This is a genomic window from Polaromonas sp. P3_C2 (assembly GCF_056402675.1).
The window spans coordinates 1-1,095 of the sequence record NZ_JBFUGX010000995.1 but is presented as its reverse complement, the minus strand read 5'-3'; the positions used below and the strand labels follow the sequence as shown (position 1 = coordinate 1,095).

The window sequence follows — 1,095 nt, the reverse complement described above, 5'->3', positions numbered from 1 at the left end:
AGCCAGTCCCGCGGCTCATGCTGGTTTGGGGGAGCAGGGGCGGCTTGCAAGTAGTCACTATCAAATCGATAGCTGCTTGCGCATGCGGGGTAAGGGCTGGATGCCGAAACTCTAAAAACTACAACCTCACAGGAATACCGCGCGCTGCCATGTGCTGCTTGGCCTGCTGAACGGTGTATTCGCCGTAATGAAAGATGCTGGCAGCCAGCACCGCGTCGGCGCCGCCGTTTTGTATGCCGTCGGCCAGGTGCTCCAGGTTGCCGACGCCGCCCGAGGCGATCACCGGCACGCTGATGGCGTCGCTCACCGCGCGGGTCAGCGCCAGGTCAAAGCCCGACTTGGTGCCGTCGCGGTCCATGCTGGTCAGCAAAATCTCGCCGGCGCCGCGGCGCGCCATCTCGGTGGCCCAAGCCACGGCGTCCAGGCCGGTGTTCTTGCGCCCGCCGTGGCTGTAGACATCCCAGCCCGGGCCGACCGGTTCGCCGGTGGGTGTGAGGCGCTTTTCGTCTTCCGCGCCGCGGCGCTTGGCGTCGATCGCCACCACGATGCACTGCGAGCCGTATTTGGCGGAAGCGTCGGCGATCACCTGCGGGTTGGCGATGGCGGCCGAGTTGAAGCTGGTCTTGTCGGCGCCGGAGTTGAGCAGGCGGCGCACGTCCTCAACGGTGCGAACACCGCCGCCCACGGTAAGAGGGATAAAGACCTGGGATGCAACCGCCTCGATGATCGGCAGGATCAGGTCACGCCCATCGCTGGTGGCCGTGATGTCGAGGAAGGTGAGCTCATCCGCGCCCTGCTCGTTGTAGCGCGCGGCGATTTCCACCGGGTCGCCTGCGTCACGCAGCTGGGTGAAGTTGACGCCCTTCACGACGCGGCCGCCGGTGACGTCGAGGCAGGGAATGATTCGTTTAGCGAGCATGGAAATCTATGAAGAAGGCGTTGGAACGCCACAGAAGGCGAATGAGAAGTGTGGCCGGCTACAAGGCGGAATCCAGAACAAGGTAAATCACGGCAGGAAGAGTCAGTACGGTGAAAACAGCATATCTGTAAGCCTCGTTCTTTTGCCAGTAGTCGTCAATGTGCTGATGAATATGC

At 62.6% G+C, this 1,095-nt stretch carries 1 protein-coding gene; it reads right to left on the bottom strand.

The genetic code is table 11. The features are described 5' to 3' along the window. Positions 1–118 precede the first annotated feature (118 nt). Positions 119–919, bottom strand: a complete 801-nt coding sequence (gene hisF / locus AC1DWI_RS24090) for an imidazole glycerol phosphate synthase subunit HisF (protein WP_477669862.1) — start codon at positions 917–919, stop codon at positions 119–121. Positions 920–1,095: the final 176 nt, after the last annotated feature.